The 19,205-nt window shown below is 43.9% G+C and carries 24 protein-coding genes, 5 tRNA genes and 2 pseudogenes; 19 read left to right on the forward strand and 12 right to left on the reverse strand.

Going from position 1 to position 19,205, the window contains the following annotated elements; translation table 11 throughout:
• From PAT3040_RS03450 to PAT3040_RS03460, 3 genes are all read left to right on the forward strand, one after another.
• Nucleotides 1–996: ABC transporter permease (locus PAT3040_RS03450; RefSeq protein WP_146200352.1), on the forward strand; the 996-nt coding region annotated here is incomplete at its 5' end.
• 6 nt (nt 997–1,002) lie between these two features.
• Complete coding sequence (locus PAT3040_RS03455) at nt 1,003–1,908, forward strand: ABC transporter ATP-binding protein (RefSeq protein ID WP_087567718.1); 906 nt, start codon at nt 1,003–1,005, stop codon at nt 1,906–1,908.
• Nucleotides 1,895–3,442 carry an ABC transporter substrate-binding protein gene (locus PAT3040_RS03460; RefSeq protein ID WP_108991531.1) on the forward strand — a complete coding sequence of 516 codons (1,548 nt, stop codon included), beginning with the start codon at nt 1,895–1,897 and terminating at the stop codon, nt 3,440–3,442. Before PAT3040_RS03455 ends, PAT3040_RS03460 begins: the two co-directional genes overlap by 14 nt.
• 73 nt (nt 3,443–3,515) lie before the next feature.
• Here the strand turns inward: PAT3040_RS03460 and PAT3040_RS03465 are convergent, their stop codons facing one another.
• A complete protein-coding gene (locus PAT3040_RS03465; protein ID WP_087567720.1) occupies nt 3,516–4,031 on the reverse strand; it encodes a 2'-5' RNA ligase family protein in 516 nt (171 codons plus the stop codon).
• 163 nt (nt 4,032–4,194) lie between these two features.
• Here PAT3040_RS03465 and PAT3040_RS36735 point away from each other — a divergent pair, with 163 nt between their 5' ends.
• The 8 genes from PAT3040_RS36735 to PAT3040_RS03500 all read left to right on the forward strand — a co-directional run bounded on the left by PAT3040_RS36735 (nt 4,195) and on the right by PAT3040_RS03500 (nt 8,451).
• Nucleotides 4,195–4,368, forward strand: coding sequence for a hypothetical protein (locus PAT3040_RS36735; protein WP_179215494.1), 174 nt, complete (start codon nt 4,195–4,197; stop codon nt 4,366–4,368).
• A 95-nt stretch (nt 4,369–4,463) separates the two neighbouring features.
• Nucleotides 4,464–4,540: transfer RNA gene (locus tag PAT3040_RS03470), tRNA-Met, on the forward strand.
• A 33-nt stretch (nt 4,541–4,573) separates the two neighbouring features.
• A tRNA-Ile gene (locus tag PAT3040_RS03475) sits at nt 4,574–4,650 on the forward strand.
• Between the two features lie 25 nt (nt 4,651–4,675).
• Nucleotides 4,676–4,761: transfer RNA gene (locus tag PAT3040_RS03480), tRNA-Leu, on the forward strand.
• Nucleotides 4,762–4,954: 193 nt separating this feature from the next.
• Complete coding sequence (locus tag PAT3040_RS03485; RefSeq protein WP_108991532.1) at nt 4,955–5,902, forward strand: tyrosine-type recombinase/integrase; 948 nt, start codon at nt 4,955–4,957, stop codon at nt 5,900–5,902.
• Between the two features lie 220 nt (nt 5,903–6,122).
• Entirely contained in the window at nt 6,123–7,013 is an 891-nt protein-coding gene (locus tag PAT3040_RS03490; RefSeq protein ID WP_108991533.1) for a nucleotidyltransferase domain-containing protein, read from the forward strand.
• 11 nt (nt 7,014–7,024) lie between these two features.
• Nucleotides 7,025–7,642 carry a Cap15 family cyclic dinucleotide receptor domain-containing protein gene (locus tag PAT3040_RS03495; protein ID WP_108991534.1) on the forward strand — a complete coding sequence of 206 codons (618 nt, stop codon included), beginning with the start codon at nt 7,025–7,027 and terminating at the stop codon, nt 7,640–7,642.
• Nucleotides 7,643–7,749: 107 nt separating this feature from the next.
• Nucleotides 7,750–8,451: an HNH endonuclease gene (locus PAT3040_RS03500; protein ID WP_108991535.1), complete on the forward strand. Its 702-nt coding sequence runs from the start codon at nt 7,750–7,752 to the stop codon at nt 8,449–8,451.
• A 155-nt stretch (nt 8,452–8,606) separates the two neighbouring features.
• Here PAT3040_RS03500 and PAT3040_RS03505 read toward each other — a convergent pair whose 3' ends face one another.
• Both PAT3040_RS03505 and PAT3040_RS03510 read right to left on the reverse strand, forming a co-directional pair.
• A complete protein-coding gene (locus tag PAT3040_RS03505) occupies nt 8,607–8,855 on the reverse strand; it encodes a hypothetical protein (RefSeq protein WP_108991536.1) in 249 nt (82 codons plus the stop codon).
• Between the two features lie 323 nt (nt 8,856–9,178).
• Nucleotides 9,179–9,748 (reverse strand): recombinase family protein, encoded by a 570-nt coding sequence (locus PAT3040_RS03510; RefSeq protein ID WP_108991537.1) that lies wholly within the window; start codon nt 9,746–9,748, stop codon nt 9,179–9,181.
• A 243-nt stretch (nt 9,749–9,991) separates the two neighbouring features.
• Between PAT3040_RS03510 and PAT3040_RS03515 the strand changes: the two genes are divergently transcribed.
• The gene (locus PAT3040_RS03515; protein ID WP_108991538.1) at nt 9,992–10,489 is read left to right on the forward strand and encodes a hypothetical protein; all 498 of its coding nucleotides are present in this window, start codon (nt 9,992–9,994) and stop codon (nt 10,487–10,489) included.
• 486 nt (nt 10,490–10,975) lie between these two features.
• On the opposite strand, the gene PAT3040_RS03520 is transcribed toward PAT3040_RS03515, so the two are convergent.
• The 4 genes from PAT3040_RS03520 to PAT3040_RS39845 form a co-directional block, all read right to left on the reverse strand.
• Nucleotides 10,976–11,986 carry a hypothetical protein gene (locus tag PAT3040_RS03520; RefSeq protein WP_108991539.1) on the reverse strand — a complete coding sequence of 337 codons (1,011 nt, stop codon included), beginning with the start codon at nt 11,984–11,986 and terminating at the stop codon, nt 10,976–10,978.
• Nucleotides 11,986–12,168 (reverse strand): helix-turn-helix domain-containing protein, encoded by a 183-nt coding sequence (locus tag PAT3040_RS39840; RefSeq protein WP_108991540.1) that lies wholly within the window; start codon nt 12,166–12,168, stop codon nt 11,986–11,988. Before PAT3040_RS39840 ends, PAT3040_RS03520 begins: the two co-directional genes overlap by 1 nt.
• Nucleotides 12,169–12,593: 425 nt before the next feature.
• On the reverse strand, nt 12,594–12,797 hold the full coding sequence (locus PAT3040_RS03535; RefSeq protein WP_108991542.1) for a helix-turn-helix domain-containing protein: 204 nt from the start codon (nt 12,795–12,797) through the stop codon (nt 12,594–12,596).
• Nucleotides 12,797–12,976, reverse strand: coding sequence for a helix-turn-helix domain-containing protein (locus PAT3040_RS39845; RefSeq protein WP_108991543.1), 180 nt, complete (start codon nt 12,974–12,976; stop codon nt 12,797–12,799). Before PAT3040_RS39845 ends, PAT3040_RS03535 begins: the two co-directional genes overlap by 1 nt.
• 476 nt (nt 12,977–13,452) lie before the next feature.
• Between PAT3040_RS39845 and PAT3040_RS03545 the strand changes: the two genes are divergently transcribed.
• Nucleotides 13,453–13,538: transfer RNA gene (locus tag PAT3040_RS03545), tRNA-Leu, on the forward strand.
• 106 nt (nt 13,539–13,644) lie between these two features.
• Here PAT3040_RS03545 and PAT3040_RS39650 read toward each other — a convergent pair.
• The 3 genes and pseudogenes from PAT3040_RS39650 to PAT3040_RS03555 all read right to left on the reverse strand — a co-directional run.
• Nucleotides 13,645–13,746, reverse strand: a pseudogene (locus PAT3040_RS39650) (excalibur calcium-binding domain-containing protein); the annotation flags it as partial.
• Nucleotides 13,747–13,836: 90 nt separating this feature from the next.
• Nucleotides 13,837–14,286: pseudogene (locus tag PAT3040_RS39655) on the reverse strand (NucA/NucB deoxyribonuclease domain-containing protein); the annotation flags it as partial.
• Nucleotides 14,287–14,419: 133 nt separating this feature from the next.
• A complete protein-coding gene (locus tag PAT3040_RS03555; RefSeq protein WP_258234810.1) occupies nt 14,420–15,388 on the reverse strand; it encodes an S-layer homology domain-containing protein in 969 nt (322 codons plus the stop codon).
• Nucleotides 15,389–15,550: 162 nt separating this feature from the next.
• Here PAT3040_RS03555 and PAT3040_RS03560 point away from each other — a divergent pair.
• Nucleotides 15,551–15,623: transfer RNA gene (locus PAT3040_RS03560), tRNA-Val, on the forward strand.
• Nucleotides 15,624–15,766: 143 nt separating this feature from the next.
• Nucleotides 15,767–16,015, forward strand: coding sequence for a YolD-like family protein (locus PAT3040_RS03565; RefSeq protein ID WP_108991546.1), 249 nt, complete (start codon nt 15,767–15,769; stop codon nt 16,013–16,015).
• A gap of 96 nt (nt 16,016–16,111) precedes the next feature.
• On the opposite strand, the gene PAT3040_RS03570 is transcribed toward PAT3040_RS03565, so the two are convergent.
• Complete coding sequence (locus PAT3040_RS03570; protein ID WP_087567723.1) at nt 16,112–16,450, reverse strand: L,D-transpeptidase; 339 nt, start codon at nt 16,448–16,450, stop codon at nt 16,112–16,114.
• 175 nt (nt 16,451–16,625) lie between these two features.
• Between PAT3040_RS03570 and PAT3040_RS03575 the strand changes: the two genes are divergently transcribed.
• The 4 genes from PAT3040_RS03575 (at nt 16,626) to PAT3040_RS03590 (ending at nt 18,331) form a co-directional block, all read left to right on the forward strand.
• A complete protein-coding gene (locus PAT3040_RS03575) occupies nt 16,626–17,093 on the forward strand; it encodes a hypothetical protein (protein WP_108991547.1) in 468 nt (155 codons plus the stop codon).
• Between the two features lie 26 nt (nt 17,094–17,119).
• Nucleotides 17,120–17,593, forward strand: coding sequence for an RDD family protein (locus tag PAT3040_RS03580; RefSeq protein WP_307719151.1), 474 nt, complete (start codon nt 17,120–17,122; stop codon nt 17,591–17,593).
• Between the two features lie 141 nt (nt 17,594–17,734).
• Nucleotides 17,735–17,974: a hypothetical protein gene (locus PAT3040_RS03585; RefSeq protein WP_146200346.1), complete on the forward strand. Its 240-nt coding sequence runs from the start codon at nt 17,735–17,737 to the stop codon at nt 17,972–17,974.
• 105 nt (nt 17,975–18,079) lie between these two features.
• Nucleotides 18,080–18,331 carry a DUF3892 domain-containing protein gene (locus PAT3040_RS03590; RefSeq protein WP_087567726.1) on the forward strand — a complete coding sequence of 84 codons (252 nt, stop codon included), beginning with the start codon at nt 18,080–18,082 and terminating at the stop codon, nt 18,329–18,331.
• A gap of 123 nt (nt 18,332–18,454) precedes the next feature.
• On the opposite strand, the gene PAT3040_RS03595 is transcribed toward PAT3040_RS03590, so the two are convergent.
• Nucleotides 18,455–19,180 carry an MBL fold metallo-hydrolase gene (locus PAT3040_RS03595; RefSeq protein WP_108991549.1) on the reverse strand — a complete coding sequence of 242 codons (726 nt, stop codon included), beginning with the start codon at nt 19,178–19,180 and terminating at the stop codon, nt 18,455–18,457.
• Nucleotides 19,181–19,205: the final 25 nt, after the last annotated feature.

Consider the following 19,205-nt stretch of genomic DNA (forward strand, 5'->3'; position numbering starts at 1 on the left):
CTATATAACGAGCCGCCATTTGAGATCTTCCGTACATTGGATGGCGTGGAAGCGGCAGCCCGCGTATTGAAGGCCAAGGGCAATGTCGTTATCTCCGGCAAGTCGATCGGCCAAGGAACGATTCTTGGCATCGACAACAAGGACTTCTCCGAGGTTGGCTGGTTCCGGGATGACCTGTACCCGGTGCATCCGTTCCACTACCTGGCGAATCTTGGCCTAGTGGAGCATGCTGCGATCATTCCGACCGGAGTTGCCGAGAAGTATCAGCTTAAGCTGGGCGATACCGTATCCGTTGGTTTCACCGATGGCATGATCGACTTCTCCATTGTAGGCATTCTGCCTTATTGGCCGAGTCAATATCCGGATAGATCGCCATTCATTATTACGAATCTCGATTATATCTATGACCAGCTTCCGATCATGCCTTACGAGGTATGGCTCAAGATGGAGCCGGACGCGTTGGTCGCGCCAATCGTCGATAAGCTGCAGAAGGAAGGCATTGAGCTCGCGTCTGTAGATGATGTACGGACGGAACTCATAACCGAGTCCAAACATCCGACGCGCGGCGGGGTATTCGGCATACTGAGCTTAGGGTTTCTTGTATCCGTCGTGATCACGCTTGCCGGATACATTCTATATTGGTTCTTTAATCTGTCCGGTCGTGTCGTGCAATTCGGCGTATTGCGAGCGATGGGCTTGTCGCGCAAGCAGCTTACGGGCATGATGCTTCTGGAGCAGTTGTTCACCGCGGGGCTTGCTATCGGTCTCGGCATCGTGATCGGAAAAGTCGTCAGCTTGATCTTCCTGCCGTTCCTGCAGACTGCGGATAACGTCGCAGAGACTGTACCGCCTTTCCGGGTCGTGTTCGAGGCAAGCGATACGAATCAGTTGTTCTACGTCGTTGGTTTTATGATGTTCGTAGGCGCGTTGCTGCTCTTCCTGCACATCCGGAGATTGAAGGTACACCAAGCGGTCAAGATGGGAGAGGAGCGTTAACGGTCCATGATTCATTGCGAAGGGTTAGTCAAAATTTATAAAACCGATGATCTCGAGGTCGTTGCGCTTCAAGGCTTGAACTTGACGGTCGAGGATGGCGAGCTGATGGCGATCATCGGCAACAGCGGCAGCGGCAAGTCGACGCTGCTAAATACGCTGGGCGGGCTCGACCGCCCCTCGGCTGGTCAGGTAAAGGTTGGACCTTGGGATTTACTCAAAATAACGGAAGAGGAGCTTGTCCAATACAAGCGCGAAACTGTAGGGTTCATCTGGCAGAACAACGCCAGGAACCTACTGCCTTACTTGACGGCGCTTGAGAATGTCGAGATGCCGATGATGCTTTCCGGCAAAGTGGATCGCGAATATGCTAAGCAATTGCTGGAGTGGGTCGGCTTGAAGGAGCGGATGTACAACAAGCTCCATCAATTGTCGGGCGGCGAGCAGCAACGCGTGGCGATCGCCATCTCCTTGTCCAATCGTCCCAAGCTCCTGCTCGCGGATGAGCCGACCGGCTCCGTTGATACCGCGACGTCGGATATGATCATGGGGATCTTCCGGAAGCTTAATCGCGAGATTGGCGTCACCATCGTCATCGTTACGCATGACATGACGCTTGCAAGCAAGGTCGATCGGGTTGTTGCCATACGAGATGGACTAACGAGCACCGAATTTATTAAACGGAATCCGAATATCGGTCTAGATGGATCCGATTCTGTGCAGCCGACTGCGAAAGGTCTGACGGGCGTGCATGAAGCTTATGTAGTCGTCGACCGGGTAGGGCGGCTGCAAGTGCCCAAGGAATTTCTTACTGCACTGGGCATTAAGGATAAAGCAACAATGGAATTCGACGGAGAGCGGATTATCATCTCTTCGCCAAAATTATTGGGGGGTAATGGCAATGATAAATCCTAGTAAACAAACACGTTTCTCCAGATGGACTATGCTGGGCATGTCGCTGACGCTGACTGCGGGCATGTTGTCCGCTTGTTCGGGCGGGAACGATCCTTCCGGAGCAGAGACCAGCGTTCTGCGTATTGGCGTCTTGTATGGCGGTTCTGACAATGAGCCGTACTTCCGTCAGCAGTATACCGATATGTTCGAATTCCAATACCCGAATGTCGCATTCGAGATCGTTGGGGCGATCAATTACGACAATCAACGATTTACGCAATCCTCGGAGCCTGGCAAGCCGGCTGATCAACCTGATCCTTATGTAGAAATGAAAAAGCTGATGGAAGGGCAGAATCCGGTAGACGTCGTCGTCATCGATTACAATCTGCTCAGAAGATTTACGCAGGATAACCTGCTTAAGCCGCTTGACCCGCTCATTGCGAAGGATAAATTCGACCTTTCCGATTATGTCCCAACGGTTATCGAAGGGATTAAAGCGGCAGGAGACAACAGCATCTATGCTCTGACTCCGACATTCACATCTTCTGCGCTCTACTACAACAAAAAGCTCTTCGCAGACAAGGGTGTTGAGCCGCCGACTGACAAAATGAGCTGGAACGACGTATTCGCCAAAGCTCGTCAGGTTGCCAACGGCGAAGGCGTCGACCGTACGTTCGGCTTCTCGTTCAACCGCTGGAATTCCGACGGCTTTAATGATGTGCAGAACTATAGCACTGCGCTTCAACTAAGAACATGGGATGACAAAGGCGAAAAAATGCTTGTCAACAGCGATCAATGGGCAGAAGTATTCGACACTGTGTCTGGTCTGTATAAAGAAAAAATTGTACCGGATCAAGAGTTCATCAATCAGATGTACGAAAAAATCGCCCAAGGGGGCGGCAATGATCCGTTCTATGGCGATCTGTTCGTGCAAGGCAAAGTAGCGATGATGATCAGCGAATCTTATTACGTCAGCGAATTAAAGAAATTCAGCGATAACGCTGCAAGCATCAAGGACTTCGAGATGGTAGACTGGGACGTCGTCACGGTACCAACTCATCCGACCAATGTCGATTCCGGCGGCAACATCAATTTGAGTCAGTTGATGGCGATTAATACGAAAGCTCAGAATCCGGACGGTGCTTGGGACTTTATCAAGTTCTCCAATAGCAGAGATTGGGCAAAGCTGAAATCCAGAAGCAACTACGAACTTGTAGCTCGTAAGGAATTCCTGAAGCCGGTAGGCGGCATGACGTACAATATCGATGCCTTCACGCTTCTGAAGCCGCTCCCGCCATCCTCTGTCAATGAAGAAGCGATTTACCGTGAAAAGCCAGGTATCTGGGAAGCGCGTCAAATTGGTTACGAGATGTTCCAGAAGGTGATTGATGGCACCATGGAGACAAAAGCGGCACTTGCCGAGTGGGAGACCCGAGGCAATGCGATCCTCGCCGGAAAATCCGAAATGGGCGAAGGCGGCGGTGTCGGCATTCCGAGACCTTTAGATGACGTCAAAGTCGAGGCTACGGTTGAAGAAGCAGTAGTTGCTGAGTAAGCGAATCGTGAGAGTTTAATCGAAATCCCCATGCACATGTTAGCCTTGTGCATGGGGATTTTTTCATGGGGATTTAACTATCGCGGAGCTGAAAGGACTGGTAAGCGGTCCAGCCACCTTGCTCCGTCTGGTAGAGCAAATGAACGCGATCGATGACAGTTGTAAGCTTCATCTGCTTCATTCTCAGGTTGCCGTACAGGTCATGGAGCTCTCCTGGGGGCATATTCCTGCCAATCGTAATATGAGGTGTGTAGACGTAATTGTGGAGCGTCTGTGCCAGCTGTCCGGTGCAAATGGTCTCTTGAAGCGTCAAGACAGGAGCGGGGTCCTCCAAGGCGAAATAGAGCGTCGGCGTAACAGGAAAAAACGTGGATACCCGATTAAATGTGACCTTGAATGGACTTAATGACGCAGTCGACTTGGACAGATGATCGACAGCAAGCTTTAAAGTGGATTCATCCCATTCTTCGGCTTCCCGGATCGTCATATGAGGCGGAATATTGCAATAGTGGGGATCATGGCGAATTCGCCATTTATTTGCTTCGTCTTGGACGTTTTTTTCGGGAAAGACGCAAATACCGAACAGCATTCTGATCAACTCCTTATCTGCAGATGGTTATTTCTAATAGTATACCCATTAGACTGCTTTACTAAGAACTTCTGGCAACGGACGATTGACATCAAGATGCAATGGATTTCCGGCTTTGGGGTAAACTAACTGCATATTACTCGTCGAACAGCGGGAGGGCATCATGATGAAGATACAATGGGTATATTGGCTGCGTCTATATGAGACTAAATTTCAAGCGGGCTGCTTGGTCAGGCGGATGGAAAATGATTGGTGGATCTACGGTTATGACTGCCCTCGTGAGGTAGAAGTATTCCGTTCCAAGAGAGGCAGATATGGCGTACGATTTTTACCGTGAATTTTTTATAAAACTAATGCTTGACTGGAAAGGTTCACCTGTAGTATATTAATTGATGTCGCCATTAAAGATGTGGTGTTGAAAGTGGATAATTTCGCGGGGTGGAGCAGCTCGGTAGCTCGTCGGGCTCATAACCCGAAGGCCGCAGGTTCAAATCCTGCCCCCGCAACCAAACTCGACTATAACGTTATTATAACGTCTTCGAGGGCCCTTAGCTCAGTTGGTTAGAGCGGTCGGCTCATAACCGATTGGTCGGGGGTTCGAGTCCCTCAGGGCCCACCATTTTTCACACAAACATTGCTATCCTGCCGGGGTGGCGGAATTGGCAGACGCACAGGACTTAAAATCCTGCGGTAGGTGACTACCGTACCGGTTCGATCCCGGTCCTCGGCATACCTAACTTTACGCACTTTGTAGAGATAGTATCTAACCATTGTACATTAGGAGTCCTGTGTGGTAAATAACCACATGAGGGCTTTTTTTCATACACACAGGATTCGATGAAAAACTCCCGGCTTCTTTCGCAACGATGTACCTACATGTAACGATTCTTACATTAGGAAACACGAAAGGAGTCATGCAAAACATGGCGAGAGCAAGAGTGACAAAAATAAGTGAACACATCCCAACAACTTGGGAAGAAACATTGGAGCAATTTATTACGTGGAAGAAAGCACAAGGTCTAAGTAAGCAGACGTTAGATGATTATAAGCGACATGTGAGTCAATTCTATAAGCGTTATACTGATGCTTTTGGAAGTCAGCCCCACCAGTTGGAAAAGTGGCTCTATGAATACTTCGCAGATAATATCAAACCTGCGACCTATAATAACCGACTCGTGTACTTACGAGCCTTCTATGATTGGTGCGTGGATAAGACAGGGCTATTTATTCAGAACCCTTTGCAGGGGTTCAAGAAGCGTAAAGCGGAGGGCAGGGTGGTACAGCATGACGAAGAAACCTTAATTGCCCTTATCAACGCGCCTGATAAAAAGACGTATGCAGGGCTTAGGGACTTCGCTTTAGTCTTGTTGACGCTTGATACAGGAATCCGCCCCAAAGAAGCGTTTTCCTTGCTCCCTGACGATTTCAATGCTAGGGCTAGTGAACTGTACGTTAGAGCAGAGAATGCAAAGACACGAGTTTCTAGGACGCTTAACTTAAGCCCTCAGACTGCAAAAGCCATTAGCGAATTGATTGCGAACAGACCGAAAGAATGGAGGAAAGCAACGCCGATATTCTGCACTAATGAAGGAGGTTCTCTAACTCGGTATACGTGGGGTGACCGCATGGAGATGTACTCTAAGAAACTAGGGACGAAAATCGTTCCTTATGATCTCCGTCACTCTTATGCTCTTGGTTTCTTGCGTGGTGGGGGAAATGCCTTAGCATTACAACGGTCATTAGGTCACACTGACCTTACTATGACGAAACGGTACGTAAACCTTGCAGAGAGCGATATGAAGGAACAACATGCATTAGCTTCTCCACTAAACAGACTTCTCCCAGTGAAGAAGCGGGTCACTAAACTGTAGTTAATTAATAGCTCTCACCCGCAGCGGGTGGAGCTATTTTCTTTTTGGATTTTATTATAGAGTTTATGGTCTCTTGTCACATTTGTAAGACTAATTAATTATTATCTCTAATATGATAAGCCAGTGTAAAATTTGACAAATATTTACGCGAACGTATGTTCAAGTTAGTGAATCGCATGGTACAATGTTCCTATAAAAAATTTAATTAAGGGGACTAAGCATGAGTTGGAAGACAAACCTTGAAGATACTTTTACAAAGTGGTCTAAGCGTTCAAGCGATAATGAAGAAGAGAAATGTGAGCGTGCGTTATCAATGATAAAATCAGCAATTAAAGAAGATGATCAAATTAAAAACTCTGATATCTCTTTTATTCCACAAGGTTCATATCACAATAACACAAATGTGAGATTGAATAGTGATGTTGATATTTGCGTTAAGTTAAAATCTACGGTCTTTTATGAACTCCCCGAAGGAATGAAGATGGAAGATTTCGGAATGACTCCATCGAATTATACCTTTACTGATTACTTAAAAGATATTGAGCGAGCACTAGTTAAGAAGTTTGGTCGTGAAAATGTTAAGAAAGGAAAGAAAGCTTTTGATGTAAAGTCAAACACCTACAGGGTGGATGCTGACGTAGTCGCGTGTTTTGAACATCGGAGATATAACAAAGATGGCACTTACATAACGGGGACTCAATTTTACAGTAGCAATGGTGAGAAAGTAGTTAACTTTCCTGAACAACATTATATTAATGGTGTCAAAAAGAATGATGAAACAAGAAGAAATTATAAACGAGTAGTTAGAATAATAAAAAGACTAAAACAAACTATGGTGGAAGAGGGAGTTGAAGGTCTTGATAATATATCTTCGTTTTTAATTGAATGTTTAGTTTGGAATGTTCCTAATAATCAATTTAATAACAATAAATATGTGGAAGATGTAAGAAACGTACTAACGTACCTCTATCACGAAACCAAGGAAGAGAGTAAATGTAAGGAGTGGGGGGAGGTCTCGGATTTGCTTTACCTATTTCATGGTGGGCGGTCTTATTCGAGAGAAGAAGTTAATGCCTTTATTCTAAGAGCATATAATCATGCATTTAGCTAGGAGAAAATCCAATGTATAATCAGGATAATTATAATAAAATTCTAGTTACTGTTGGAATTGTTGCTTTTTGTCTATCAATATTAATTGTTACTGCGGATATTTCAGATGTAACTTTCATGAATGTATTTAAAAGTATTTCAACTGCGACATTGATTACATTTATTTTTCATTTTGTTTTTAAAAAATGGATTTGGCAATATCAATGGATACCATTGCTTAATCCATTAATAGTCCTTGTTCCCAATCTACATGGAACTTGGGAAGGTACATTACGGTCAAATTGGACTAACCCTGAGACAGGAAAAGCGGTTGAACCCAAAAAGTTAGTAGTATTTATTAGGCAAACATTCGTTACTATAAGTGTGGAGATCCATACTGATGAAATGATCAGCAAAAGTTACTTAGCAGGTTTTAGGACTGATTTAGATACACAAACACATGAGTTATGTTACACATATACAAGCAAAGCTTCGGCCAATACTGTTAGTTTTAATCCGTGGCATGACGGTACAGCGAAACTAGAGATACATCAGAACTCGACACTTAGACTTAAAGGAGATTACTGGACCTTAAGAGAGACAACAGGGACCATTGAAATTCAACGAGTCAGCAAGAAAATTTTAAGGTGAATTTATTTTCACGGTCTAATACATTATTTTAAATAGCCGTTTGGAAATGAAAAACAACAAAATTATTATGATATTAGACGGTATCCAAAAAGACTGGAGGCTATATCATGCATCAGATTGATTGTACGGGGAAGGTTTTTACTAAGACTGAATTAATTCATGCTAATAATGCCTCAATTCGCGAGGGAAGAAATCGAGCACTCAAAGAGGACTATTTAGAATCTTTGCCTGATGATTTCTATTTTCCAATATGCTTAGCCTTAGACGAGCATAACAGGGGTGAAATAAGAGTTCAGATAGTTCTTGATTTTGATGGTACAAAGGGTTTTCTAGATCTAACGAAAAAAAGATATGACTATCTTCCAATTGCGAAAATTAACGAAGATGGGGTAGTAGAACTTGAATACATACTTGGGAAACCATATCCGGATGAAAGAGAGTATGTGGAAAAAGTGGTAAGAAGCGTGGTGAGGAATAAAGATTTTAGGAAAAATGTTTTACTTGCATATGGGAATCAATGTGCAATGTGTGAAATTAAAGATGTTGCTGCATTAGTTGCCGCCCATATATATCCGGCACATCTTTGTGCAGATGATTCGGTAAATAATGGAATTTGTTTGTGTTCAACTCATGATTCGGCATATGAGAAGGGAACTATATGTATAAATGCCGACGGAGAAATTATTAATTATAGTGATAGTATAAAAGTGAGTTACCTAAAGATCAGAGTTCCAATGAACATAAACGACTACCCTTCACCGGAGAGATTAAGTCAAAGATTAGAGATTTCTAGGTCTAATCGGGTTTAATAATACGATTAGCATAATAACCGCCCAAAAGGGCGGTTATTTACATCTAATCGATATTTAGAAAAACTTTTCACGGCGTTGATAAGGGTAAACTTTGCCGCCTGAACAAAAAGTAATTCATTCGATACCCGGTGGCATCTAAATAAAAGAGTTAATTACATGAATCTGTCCAGTCTTGCATTTAACTCTTCTAAGGAAATATTACTTTCACTTTTAGGATTAGTTGGATTAATCCTTGGATTAGTTCTGCGAGGATTTTCCTCCAAAAGCGATTCCTTGATAATTTGCATAAGTTCATCTATCTTAGATTCAATTCTGTTGAGTTGGTCTTTCACTTCTTTGTCTATACTTTCCCCCAAGCGTCCCTTTCTTATTTTTTCCTCAATATTTTTAGTGTCCTCCAATTAATAAAGCTTGTTACCACAGAAAGTGCAACAGAAATTCCCAAGATTACTATAATTAAAATGTCCATACTTCCCCCTCTAAAGGCGTTTTAATATTATATACTTGAGGTGATTCTAACATTGAATTTCATGAAAATCAAACTTTTATTTGACAAATATTAATTCGTATTGTATAATAATAAATTTTCCATATTGACAATATTGAACTTCTAAACAATTAGCATTCCTGTTAAACGTGTTATCTTTAGTCTCCTGAATTAAGCGATAGAAAGAAAATGAAAAAAGCGCCATCAAGTTAGATGGACGCTAGCGTTTACTTGCTTTCAATTACTTTCCTTGCTTGTTTTTAGTCGATTTATTGCACGGTAAAGTGAACCCCTGCTTACGCCTGTCATTTCTTCAATCTGCGATACTGTAAATTCTTCGCTCTCGTGTAGCTTGATTGCCTTGTCTAACTTCTTCTTATCTGTCATGGGGCGACCGCCCTTCCTCCCACGCGCTCTAGCCGCTTCTAGTCCTGCTACAGTACGCTCATGAATGATAGATTTCTCAAACTCCGCAAAGACAGCCATCATTCCAAACATTGCCTTACCTGCCGCTGTAGAAGTATCAATGTTATCGGACAGGCTTACAAACTCAACGCCTTTCTTTTTAAGTGAGTCAAGCGTTTCAATTAGCTTTAGTGTGGAACGTGCCAAGCGGTCAAGCTTGTATACGATGAAGGTATCGCCTTCACGTAGCATATCTAAAGCCTTAGCTAGTTCGGGGCGGTCATCTTTAGCGCCGCTTGCTTTCTCGGTATAGATTCGGTCAAACCCGAACTTTTCCAGTGCGTCCAATTGTGAATCAAGAGATTGGTCGGCTGTCGAAACCCTTGCGTATGCTATTTTCATTTTTTGTTCCCCTTTCTCATTTCGGTAACTATATTGTACCAAAAATGTACCATTTCGTAAATTTGATTTTGAAACGGGTTTCGTACTTAATTTCATAGGTTTTTCTCATAAAAATAGTAGTTTCAAGAATCGTTTCATAAACAATCGTTTTCGTACCACGCTTATGAATTAAGTAACTTGATTCTTATGATAGCTTTTTATTGCTAGGAAATAAGTTGCTTTAATCATAAGGGGGGAATACATATGCCAAGGGGCGAAAGAGGAGAAGGGGCAGGAAGTAAAACACAGGGGATAACACGCAAGGTATTACTAACAGAAGAACAATGGAATCAGATTGAAGCAACAAGAGAGTCTACGGTAGCGGCATACATAGAGGGGCTAATGAATAAAGTTACATCAATCAGAAACGAAACTGATTCGATTTATGAAATTGGTAGCCTAAAACATAATAAGCATCAAGTAGTAAACAGGAAGGAAGTTGAAGAGTATTGGTCTATCTTTGTTTCCTTTGTGGAATCAGCCGCCCCTGAAGTATTATTGAAGGCAAGGAAGTCATATTTACGTGTGTTGTACCCGAAGGGAGAAGACACTGCACAAATAGAAATAAAACCTAACTTTGGATGTCCTTTTACTGGGAAACGCTTCGGCTCAGAAAAAGCTATGATAAAGGCGGCTGTGCCGCACTTAGTACAATCGGTAAGCATGGCACATGATAGAAAGAGTGAAAATAGAATTAAGTAACTTATCTCACCCCCTTGATAATGAAGCACTTAGGCGAAAGTCTGTACTACTTCTTAGATAGTTCTTTACTTCTTTTTTAAGTAATACTTATTAAGGATGCCCGGAATCCTTGGTACGCAAGGGTTTTAAGCGTTTTATCACATAATAAATTCTGCAACACTTCTAAAGTTCACATAATAAATTCTGTCAAAAACATAATAGAATCTGTTTCTAAGCAGAATAGTTTCCGTGTATATTATCAAAACACAGAAAATATTCTGCTTCAGAAGCGTAATTTTATCCTTATATCGCGACCACCGACGATTTGCTGAACGGTATTCCTCCGGATACCTGAGAGTTCTAAGGCTCTCTTAAGCATCACGAATCCACCGCACTCAGGGTTGACTGCATAGTCATTCGGGAGGGGCGATGTCCCATTACGGCGACCTCACCAATCACGGACAACACATCCTGAACACTTAGGATATGGCTCTTGTCTGATTTCCATTACACTTCTCCCCTAAGTTTACGAAGCATGGCTTCTTTGTCCATTCCTTGGTTGACCTGTACGGCTTCTCTTGCCTGTTCTGATTTCTTGACTGCATCAGGCTTATATTGTTCAACCCCAAATACTCTTGGTTTTGTACCTTCCTCAACAAAAGCGCGGATGTCAGATAAGATTCCGTCATTAGCAAACAATGCGGTCGTCGGTTCGTCTTTAACGGAATAGAAATCGAAGAACTTGTCAACAAAACCTAGAACCATATCCTTATCACCGCCGCAGTATTCGAAGACCTTAGAGATTTGTTTTATCGCGGTTCGTTTATTGACTGGATGACTGATGCCTTTACTGTCTTTATACTTGTCGCAAAAGACAATGTAAACAGACTCCATAACCGATTGGACATCACCTTTATTACCGCTGAGTGTGTCGCTTGATTGATTATCTGTATCGTCAAATGTCCCCAATCCTGCTTCCACAATCACCGTTTTCAGGTAGGCTTTATATTCTTCCAATGACTCAATCCCTGCTTTTATCTTCACAACATACTCGGCTTCAACTGACTTGACGGCGTTTTCGACGAATTTCAAGAAATCGCCAAAGTAATCTTTAGACACATTGTTCACTAAAACAGTGCAATCTTTGATTACCTGTTTTTCCGTCATATCCAAGATGACAAATGGATTATGCTCAAGGTTTTCAGCTAGGGTTACCGAATAAGTACCGTCTATACCACCTTGTTTAGAGAAGGTGGAGACAATGCCTAATTCACGAAGACCACGAAATAACTTGTCGAGATTATCTTCTATACAGAAGTCAAGGACATATCGCAATTCTTTTTTTGAAATCAAAAGCATGTTTGGGTTAGGGGTGGCACGATTAATCCTCATGTTCCTAAGGTTCAGCATCACAGCAAGTAGTCTGTGATATTTGCTCAAACGATTACAAGTTAATAGCTTGTTAGCAATTTGAGTAAAGGAATGTTCAAATACAATGTAGTCAATAGTAATAGTCACTATCTCCGCCCCCTTCTGTGAATGTATTCTGCAATGGATGTGCGGCTTATCATGTACGAACATGTCTTTCCTTCACCAAGCTTAACAGCGACAATCTCATGGGCATTTATTGCCCGAAGAATCGTCCTTTGACTGACTCTTGCGACCTTGGCGGCTTCCTTACAGTTAATCATTTCATTCATAGAATCATCTCCTGAGTTAGACGTAATTAAGTCATCGAAGGATAAAAAAAATCCCTCTCAGCTTAACTATCGTTCCAACGGGTGGTATCGTTGCGCATGAAATACTTATAATATAGGCACGTCCTTCATATTACCCCTGCCATGACTCAGCAGGGGCTTTCTTGTGTCCAGTCGGGGCGGCTACTCATTATCGGGAAAGAACCTATCAACGTCATAACCCATGTCAGCTAGTACAACCTTTAATTGTGTTTCCTCAATCCAGTATGGATATTTGCCTACTCCCCTGATATTACCTGAGATGCGTTCGACTTGAAGCTTACCTTGTCTTACCCAACCGTAGACTGCATCCTCACTAACCATGCGACTTCGGCTGTGAACTGATAGCCTTTGAGCAATTTGTGAGACCGTGTAGTATCTTTCCATCATTATCGTCTCCCAACCTCGATTGCTTGTTCTACAAACAACTTTAAATCCGCTTCTCTGACACGCCACAAGGAATCAGCAAGTTTCATTCCTTTAATTCGCCCCTCGCGGAGCCACTTGTAGCAGGTGTTCATATCAATGCTCAGTAGCTTGGCTACTTCATCGGCGGAGTACAAGCGTCCTAAGTACGTTTTCATATCGTCCATTATTGTTGACCTCTTGTAGTGTTATTGAGGATGAAGTTACGTAATGACTCTTGAGGGATTCTAATACTTCCTCCAACCTTACAGCTTGGAAGTTGTCCGTTATGGCACATGCCATAAACCGTAGTGTACGATAGCTGTAGAATATCCATCGTTTCTTTAATAGTAAATAATCGTTCCATGTAGACCGCTCCTTTCGGTTGTGAAATGGTTACAGTCACATTATAAGAAAGCAGTTTGCAAGATTAACAAAGACGCGTAAAAATAATGCAAAATCTTTAATAATCCGATAAAATCGGTTCATTTTGTTTGGAGAGGGAGAGAGAGAACAAAGGTAACCTTTTTCAAAGAAATCAGGGGATAACTGTACAATGACAATTTATTCTGTTCAGGTAGTACCGGACAATTGTAGCGGTTTGGTTTTGAAACAAAGAGGATAAATTAGGGTATACTTTTCTACTGAACAAAGCAGGGGAGAGGGGAAAAGGACTTGCAAACTGTGGGCAGAGATGGTATATTTTTCATTGTCTTTACTGCACAGGATTTGGAGTATTGTAAAAGTGATTGTATTGCTTTTATCATTAAAAATACTGTGCGACTAGCTGAACGGTGCAAGTTGCAGAAATACCGGGAAGCCTTATGTAGCAAGGGTTTATACGCCGGAGTCATGTGAAATGTCTACGCACAGGACTTAAAATCCTGCGGTAGGTGACTACCGTACCGGTTCGATCCCGGTCCTCGGCACTTCAAATGCATTTAATGGAATTACATAGCGTTAGTTGTTTTAACGTCAGTTAGAACACGGGACACCTCCATCATATGATGGAGGTTTTTTGTTGTGCGAGTAGCGTTACCCTTCGCATGCAACCCCGTCGCCATCCCGATCAAGCTGAGGACGATAGCCAGGGTCGCCTTTATGCAGGGGAGCAGCTCCTGCTGCCTTGACCGCCGTACAGTTCGCGTAATACGTTTCCTTCGTAGGCTGCGGTTCTTGCGATTGCTCGGCCGTCTCCGGCTCGGGAAATAGCTTAGAGGGCTTATCAACGACGAATAAAACCTTCGTCCCATTCGCATATTCCGACAGTTGATTACCAACCCAGCTCCCGGCCCCGCGATTATCGCTGGCATCGATGTAGGCGACGCTGGCTCCTTTGCCGCCCTCCTTGCACATGGCCATCGGCCATTCATCACGGTCATAACCTGTTCGTGTTTCAATGCCTGCAAGCGATTCCTTGCGATTAGCTTCCGCGCCTTCACGATCGATTGTGCAGATATTGGAGAAACCTTGTTCAATAGCACCATGAATATGGAGAGCCGTTTCCGGATATTTATCGCTTGGGAACACCAGCTCGATATCGTACTCCGTCGGTTGGGATACGTTAGTTCCCGTAGAAGTGCTGCATGCTGTCAGAAGACATAGAAGCGCAATTACAATGATGTTCTTGCTCAACAAAAAACTTAAGCTCCTCTCTTGATGACTAGATTCGTACACAATCAACTTGCCGATCTATTTGCGCTACTTCTTTAGTGTAAAGGAATCCGGAAGTTTCTACAATATTGGCACGCACAAAAAAACTCCCGGACAGGAGTCTTTATGACCATTGTCCAGAAGTTAATTTGCTTTCTTATTGGTTGCTGCTCACGCTATCGTCTGAGATTCCCGTGGAGCCGGAAGCCGAGGAGGCCGCGTCAGAAGCCAGTTCGGGCTTCAACTTGGCATCCACGTACGTGGATACTTTGGCTTCGGTAATGACTTGCGGATACATTTTGTCTGGATCCGGTTGCACAACTTCAACGTTTATCAGCGCTTTATTGCCTTCGAAGGCGATAGAAGCAATGCGCAGGCCGTAACCTGGATGCGGCAGCTGCGCAGAAACCGTAACCTTGTTTACTTCCGCATTAACGGCATCGACGCTAAGCTCGAAATCGTAGGCTGGTTGTTCTGGCTCGGGTTCGATCGGCGTTTGCTCCTCCACGAACCGGATTCCGTCGAACAGCCAACCTGCCGCTTCGCCACGCGCAATTGCTTTAGTAGGATGGAAGTTTTGTTTGTCGTCCAGGGATACGATTTTGCTGATTAGCAGCTTCTGTATGCTGTCCATGTACTTCGAGTCGATGTCCGCCTCGTCATTAATAAGCATGAAGATTTCGATGAAGGCGAAGTCGCCTTTGGTCATCATCGCTTTAAACAGGTGATGGGCGTATTGCTCTTTCGTAATTTTATCGGTCGCTTTCACGTCTTTGGGAATGCCCAAGTCGTAGAAGTCCGCAATAACGAAAGCCTGGGAGTACCAAGCATCATCTTCCAGATTAGGGTGATTGTCGCTTGCCAGTGGCATACGAATAAAGCGTACATGATCAAGGTTAAGATCCAGGCCTTTCACAATCATGGAAATGGCAGAAGCGTAAGACAGTGTGCCATTCGGCTTGAATTCGCCATCCGCATATCCGGAAAGAATCCCTTGTTCCTTTAATGCGTTGATTTTGTCTGCATTCGGATCCTTGGATACGTCGGAGAAGGCCATGACGGATTGTCCCAACGTGAAGAGCAGGACCGCAACGATCGCCATAATAAACAACGGCTTCTTTTTCATCAATTTCACCTCTGATTTTGTTTTTTGCAGCTGCATTGTCATTGACGGGAAGTTTAACCAATAGGTTGCAGGGAGGAGGGACAAATTATTATTACAATATTTTAAAGAAACTATTGACTAGCTTATCCGGATTTGATATATTATATCTTGTCACTGCGATACGATCTGTTAGCTCAGCTGGGAGAGCACTATCTTGACAGGGTAGGGGTCAGTGGTTCGAGCCCACTACAGATCATAAAGAAAAACCCTTGTATATCAAGGGTTTTTTGCTTTTTAATCTAAAAATAAAAGGTTCTTATAGCGCTTCAGGCATCAGGACAAATTTGACTGATTACACTATTGGGCAATCAAATAAAAAATGATAAAGGGTGATCAGGCATGGCAAAAGATAAAGGACCGAAAAGGCCGACTAGAGATGAATATGTGTTAGAGGAGTTAGGAGAACGCCTGGTAGAGGCACATCAAGAAAAAGAAAATGTAGAACTGGAGATTTGGAATCAGGGATCGGTTGTCGGAAGGATTGTCAAGCTGGATTCCAGAACAAAATTGATTCATGTCGAGAAAGGAAATGGCGAAACAGAAAGAGTGCCATTCATGGATATTATGAAGGTGAGCAATGCGGGATAGGTTTTTCCTTTTTTATAGCTGAAATTAAGGGGTTCTTACAGCGCTAAAGGCGTTGTTAAGAACCCCTTTCATTTCTCGGATTAGCCCGGAAAAAAGCTATGGCCGAATGGTTACCCGAGTTCCTACAGGAACAAGAGACTGAAGTTCCATCACATCTTGATTGTACATGCGTATACAGCCATGAGATACCAGGTGACCTATGGAGCTGGGATCGTTGGTGCCATGAATGCCGTAATGCGGCTTGGAGAGTCCCATCCAGAAGGCGCCGAACGGTCCGCCAGGATTAAGCTGTTTGTTGACGATCGTGAATTCTCCTGCAGGCGTGCTCGTGACCATTCGGCCTATGCCAACGGGGTAACCGCGAACGACAGTATTATCCTCCAATAAATATAAGTGACGATCCGACAAATCAATGATGATTCTTCGATAGGGCATAGGAAATTTCCTCCTCGTCACATCTTACGAAGAAGCATTCCAATTGGACTGGGTGAACGCACTGAAAGAAATGGGAATAAGGTCAAATAATCAGTGTTCAATCCATCGATTTCAAGTATAATGAATCCATGGTTATTGTTGGATAAGGGTTGATATGTGATACAAGGGGAATGGCATGAAGAAAACAATTGAGGTTAGGCCTTTGACGGGAGTTGTGCCCGTCTTTCTATTTCTATTTTATCTGTTCATTCAATTCTACTTATTGATCCTTACCGAACCAGAATGGGGCGGTCTTTTACTTCTTTATGTAGTGAGCATCTTGATTGCCTTCAGTGCGGTTGTTGCTTATTTACTAAACGCAATCATTATGAATAAGAAGCCTGCGCAGTTACAAATACATCAGTCATCGTTAGAATTATTTGGCCGCCGAATAGACGGCGAAGCAGTGGAAGCCATTTATTCGAATGGTTATTTTCGTCCTATCATCGGATTCAAACGTCATGGTAAAAAAATGATACCACCAATGTTATGTTTCAGAATGAAGAACAGCGGCGAAGAGGATGAATGTATGGAGGCGCTGAACCATTGGGCGATGAAGCAGGGCATTACAGTTAAATATAAGCGTTTTCCCCGTTGGTTTTAACCCATAACAATAATGAGGTGAAGAACTTGAATGAAAACCATTCATATCCATCAACGAATTTTAATCCGGGAAACAACTGGGATCATCAGCAGCCCCTGCCGAACGATCCGGCAGGCTTCTGGATTCGGTTCGGAGCTATTTTGCTGGACGGCCTGATTATCGGGATCCCTCTAAGCGTTCTTTCCCTCATTCTAACAGGCGGTTCTTCAGGAGAATCCGTCTTCACAAATGTATTGTCTTTCTTGTATGCTTTATTACTGCCCGTCTTCTGGAATGGCTACACAGTCGGTAAAAAAATATGCAGCATTCGAATTATTAGGGTCATTAACAATGAGCCGCCGCATATCGGTAACATGTTGATGCGCAATGTTATATGGGCTGTTATTGTCGGAGTTACATTTGGAATCGCCTTGATTGTGGATTGGTTTATGGTGGGTCTTCGCGAAGATAAACGGGGAATACACGATTTTATAGCAGGTACTCAAGTCGTTCGTGTTTAATAAATAATTAAAGCAAGCACAGGAGGAGCGTGCGGCGATTCATCGCTGCCGCTCCTTATTCGTTATCCATTCGCCCATACCATATCCGCCTATCTGAATAGACTACTATCATACCTTTACAGACGGGCGGGAGGAATGGTCGTGGCCAAATCTAAACGAGGAAGGGAGGCTGGAGCCTCCTCCAATACCAGCAAAAGCAATAGTAAATCGACCATTTCATCTGATGATTTGGCGATTATTGCGGGTGTCGTCGTTGTTATAGGCGATCTTCTTGCCTTATGGGCGCTTCTTCTGGCAAAGAAGGAGGACGATAATCAAGCCGAAGAGGAAGGATTGCTCGCGTTGATATCCGGCAAAAGGTCTCGAAGGAAGAAGAGATGACTCTCCTCCGTTGTTCGCAGTCGGCAGTTTTGGGAATATTCCTAAGGGTGTCGAGGCAAGCTAACTCCGTACCGATTAGTAAATATTCGGGAGGAGTGATCAGGTATGGATCAGAATCAAATTTCGGAAGATGCAAGAGAGACGATTGTAGCGGTTCAGAAAAATGGTGACGGTGATTTAACGGCATTTAAAACGTCCTCGGGTCGTCAATTGGACTATGCGACGGCCTTGCAGGAAGTACAAGCTGGTCGAATCTCCGGCGTTAATGCTTTCAAAGGCAGGGATGGAGAAACGTATCTGCGCGGCGATGCCGATGGCGATCCAACCAACAACCTGGATCAGTTGCCGCTTTTCTAGATAACCAGAAATTCTGACGATCAAACGTTTGCGAGCGACCCCGATCTTCTATGGAATTGGTGCAAAGGAGTTCTTCTCCCGATCGCCTGCTCTATATGAAGGATCGGGGTTGTTTGGCTTGAGCTACAACTTGTGTTTCTCGCCTTGCTCCACAATACGCATTGCCCCGGTTTTTCCCCGGTAATCCTCAAGCGCGTCTCCATAATGCATGAGATAGATATGATCCTGGATTTCCCGAGGCAGCGTCAGCAGCTCGTCCAAGCAGGCATGAACAACCCCGGGCGATTCAAGCTGACAATCATGATAGACAGTCGTAACCCCCGCTTGTACCAGATTTGTTAGAAGCTCTCCATTAAAAACCATGTCTGCCGTATAGAAAAATGTCTCATTAAAGAGGAAAGAGTAGCTGTCCTTGCCAGGTATATGCTCCGTCTTTATTAACTTAACATGCAATCCCGGCGCAAGCTCGTAGGTTTGGCCGTGTGTCAGCGGTCGCACCTCGAAGAAATGATCAAGGGCATTAAGCTCTCCTTGCACTAATCCGCCTCTCAGCGTATGCTCCCATAGCGGTTGGGCGAGCGACTCCTCGATAAAGAGGCGGGGCTTGCGGCCGTATTTGAACATCATTTGAAACGCAAGCTCTTCGAGTCCTCCAACATGATCTGCATGAATATGGCTGATCAGCACCGCATCGATCTCTGCGAACGTGACTCCATGGTCATGCAGAGCCTTAGGCAGCGTTATACCGCAATCCACAAGCAGACGATAATTTCCCGACTCTATTAAAGCGTTGTTATTATTGTATCGTTTGGCGAAAGCGCTGCCTGTTCCAAGCATCGTTATGTACATATATTCACACTCCTATTGCTCGTAT

Origin of the sequence: Paenibacillus agaridevorans (assembly GCF_003112455.1) — a bacterium.
Taxonomy (GTDB): Bacteria; Bacillota; Bacilli; order Paenibacillales; family Paenibacillaceae; genus Pristimantibacillus; species Pristimantibacillus agaridevorans.